The 3,264-nt window shown below is 59.4% G+C and carries 4 protein-coding genes; 2 read left to right on the forward strand and 2 right to left on the reverse strand.

Features of this window, described 5'->3' with window-relative positions; all coding sequences use genetic code 11:
• Together AC1DPR_RS31405 and AC1DPR_RS31410 are read right to left on the reverse strand one after the other, a co-directional pair.
• On the reverse strand, positions 1-385 hold a 385-nt coding region (locus AC1DPR_RS31405), incomplete at its 3' end, for a Zn-ribbon domain-containing OB-fold protein (protein ID WP_477817954.1).
• Between the two features lie 4 nt (positions 386-389).
• Complete coding sequence (locus tag AC1DPR_RS31410; protein ID WP_477106136.1) at positions 390-1,559, reverse strand: thiolase domain-containing protein; 1,170 nt, start codon at positions 1,557-1,559, stop codon at positions 390-392.
• 211 nt (positions 1,560-1,770) lie between these two features.
• Here AC1DPR_RS31410 and AC1DPR_RS31415 point away from each other — a divergent pair, with 211 nt between their 5' ends.
• Both AC1DPR_RS31415 and AC1DPR_RS31420 read left to right on the forward strand, forming a co-directional pair.
• A complete protein-coding gene (locus tag AC1DPR_RS31415; protein ID WP_477817955.1) occupies positions 1,771-1,986 on the forward strand; it encodes a rubredoxin in 216 nt (71 codons plus the stop codon).
• Positions 1,987-2,359: 373 nt separating this feature from the next.
• A partial coding sequence (locus AC1DPR_RS31420; RefSeq protein WP_477817956.1) for a LysR family transcriptional regulator occupies positions 2,360-3,264 on the forward strand: 905 nt, incomplete at its 3' end.

The following is a 3,264-nucleotide window of genomic DNA, read 5'->3' on the forward strand; positions in this document are numbered from 1 at the left end:
TCGGTATGGAGGTTCCGTTCTCCGATAGCTTGAAGACGACGCTAACGCGTTGGCCGATCTTCACGTCGTCCAGGTCGGTGTCCACGATGTTTGTCATCAAGGTGGGCCCCTCGTCCAGTGTTACGTAGGCAATGCAGTAGGGGGCACCGGCACCACGGCGAGTCACGCTGTATGTGTAGATTTTTCCTCTTCCGCTCGACTGCGACCAATTTACGTCGGCGCTCCAGCAGAAGGGGCAGATGGCGCGGGGGTAGTGGTGGACTTTGCCGCAACCGTTGCAGGCCTTGACCAAGAGTTCGCCCCTGGAAGCTGCCTCGAAATATGGCTCGTCCCCAGGATTCAGGGCGGGATCAGAAATCTTTCGATCTGCAGGGATAGTCGACATGTCTTTACTCCCGTTCGAGGATGAGTGTCGCGGCGCCGTGCCGGGAACCGATGGCGCCACCGATGCCGGTTGCAAGGGCCAGCCTGCAGTCAGGGACTTGTACGCTCGGATGCGCTTCGCCCCGGAGCTGACGCACGGCTTCGATGATCTTCGTGATCCCACCGCGGTTGGCAGGGTGGTTGTTACACAGCCCACCCCCGTCAGTGTTGAATGGCAGTTTTCCGACGCCCGAAATCAGGTTGCCGTCGGCAACAAACCTTCCACCGGCGCCTTTCTCGCAGAATCCGAGATCTTCTAGCTGAAGCACAACGGTGATCGTGAAGCTGTCGTAGATGGATGCATACTGAATATCCGCGGGACGGACGCCCGCTTCCTCAAATGCTCGAGGTCCCGTCCATGCGGCGCCGGTGTAAGTGAGATCGATTTCTCCGCCCATCTGATGCTTGGTAGTTTCGGCGCTGCCAATCACCTTCACGACCGGCCTCCGGAGTGACTTTGCAACTTCGGGGCGGGCCACGATGATGGCGCCCCCACCATCGCTGACGACACACGAATCGAGCCGGTGCAGCGGATCTGCGATGAGCGGCGACGCGAGCACTTCATCCACGGTGACGAGATTCCGCAGCATCGCATTCGCGTTGTGCTGAGCATGGTTGGAGGCTGCCACCTTGACCCAGGCAAGCTGTTCACTCGTTGTGCCGAACTTGTGCATATGAAGCATGGCGCACATGGCATACAAATTGAGCGTGACGGGGTTGTAAGGCATCTCAAAGGGCGCCTCCGGCATATTGACGCCGCGTACGCGCACCTGAGTCCCTGAGATCCCTTCCGAGTTCGGCCTTCCTGCCAGCGTGATGAGCGCGACATTGCACTTGCCCGCGGCGATTGCCTCTGCCGCGTGTGCCACATGGGCGAGATACGAGCAACCACCCATGTCGGTCGAATCGACGTGGCGCAGCTTGTTCAGGTTCAGGTAGTTGGCCATTGACCAAACATTCGCCCCGGGGGCATCCCCGGCGCAAAAGTACCCGTCGATGTCCTCGCGCGTGAGTCCTGCATCCTCGACCGCGCCTTTCGCTGCTTCGGCATGCAACTGCGCCACCGAGTGCGACGGCGCCTTGCGCAAGGGGTGCTCGTATGCGCCGACGATACAAGCCTTGCCTTTGACACTCATTTTTTGCCCTCCTCAACACTTCTCGAAAAATCGCCTTGCAGTTCCATTCAGTGGAATCTATGCTAGCCACTAGAACGCATGATAGCATCGGAACTGTGGTTGTGCTGCGAGTCTCTGTCCGGTGCATCGCGCAGCACCATGTGTTCTCCGGGGTGCAGTGGCTGGTGTGCCGCTGGTAGCAGTCCCGGTATCGAAGGAAAGGAGAGTAGTTGTGGAAGACGTTCAAGTAGGGTCGGATGAGTCGGTGGGCGAGGCAGTGGAATTCAAGGTTTGGCAATGCGCGCTGTGTGGCTTTATGTACGACGAAGCCGAAGGTATGCCGAACGATGGCATTCCCCCCGGCACGCGCTGGGAAGAMATTCCGGAYGAYTGGCGCTGCCCSGAGTGCGCAGTCGGCAAGAGCGATTTCGAGATGGTGGAGATCTAAAAGCGAAGCGAGGGCAATGCGTCGCCGATGGCGAGCGCGCCCCCCTCACACTGGAGCGACCATGAAAGATGCGCAACTCTCGCTGAGATCCTTGTTCGAGAAATGGATTGGAGGCGGCGACCCCGCCGCGACACGCATCATTCGGGGCCGTCATCCAATCCAGGGAACCGGCTGCGTCGAGGTTCAGTTCGAACGGGCATCAGCGCTGCACTCCATCTGGTTCTTTCGACATGGTGACGGGTCGTGGTGTGTGTTCCCTCCGTCCCCAAGTTCGCTCCAGGCGGCTCTGCTAACGTCCGCACCATTCGCATAGCGAGCACCGATGGAACTTAGACAACTGCGCTACTTCGTGAGTGTGATTGAGCACCGAAGCATGGGAAAGGCGGCTCTCGAACTCGGGTTGGTCACGTCGGCGTTGAGCCAACAGATCAGTCGACTTGAAGGTGAACTTTRCACTCGCTTGTTGCAGAGAACCTCGACGGGTGTTGTGCCGACTGATGCCGGTCTTGCGTTCTGGCGCCAGGCACAGCTTGCGCTGCGGCACGCTGATGCAGCCGCCACTGCGGCCAGACATGCTCGACTCACGGGCTATGTGAGCGTAGGTCTTGCCCAGAGCACGGCGGGAATAGTTGGCGTGCGATTCATGCAGGCGATGCGCAGTCGCTACCCTGACGTCAAAGTTCGGATCGTCGAAAGTCTCTCGGGCTATCTCTCGACTATGCTGAGCGCGCGTCAAATTGACCTCGCTGTGCTCTTTCGTGAAGAGCCCTCCCAGCGCTGGAGCAGGGTTCGGCTTCTAAAAGAGAAGCTGTTCCTGATCGGTTTGCCTGGCATGCTCGGTATCCCATTCGGGGAGAACGCCACCATCAGTCAAGCGGCGACGCTCCCCCTCATCCTCCCAAGTGGATCGCACGGCTTGCGATCTCTGCTCACACGATGTTTCGAGCATGCGAAGGTAGAGCCGAATGTCGTGGCCGAGATTGACGGACTGAGTCTGCTTATGCGCGCAGTCGGGGCAGGCATGGGCGTAACAATCCAACCCGGATCGCTGTTGGGGCCAGAGGCGCATGCCGAACTGAGTAGGGTGCAGTTCGACGACGAGGCGGCTCAACGCGAGAACATTCTCACAAGCCTTAGTGAAGGTGAACTGTCACCCGCCGCACTGGCGACGCGGATAGTGCTGGCCGACGTCATTCGAAGCACGGTCAGCGAAGGACGCTGGCCTGGCGCAACGCTTACCGAGGAACAGAAGGACGGTTCAGCGTCTGAGGGTTATCC

The organism is Rhizobium sp. 01T417 (assembly GCF_056398905.1).

Bases quoted from the DNA above. Each gene is read 5' to 3' on its own strand.
- AC1DPR_RS31410 (WP_477106136.1), bottom strand. From the start codon at position 1,559: ATGAGTGTCAAAGGCAAGGCTTGTATCGTCGGCGCATACGAGCACCCC.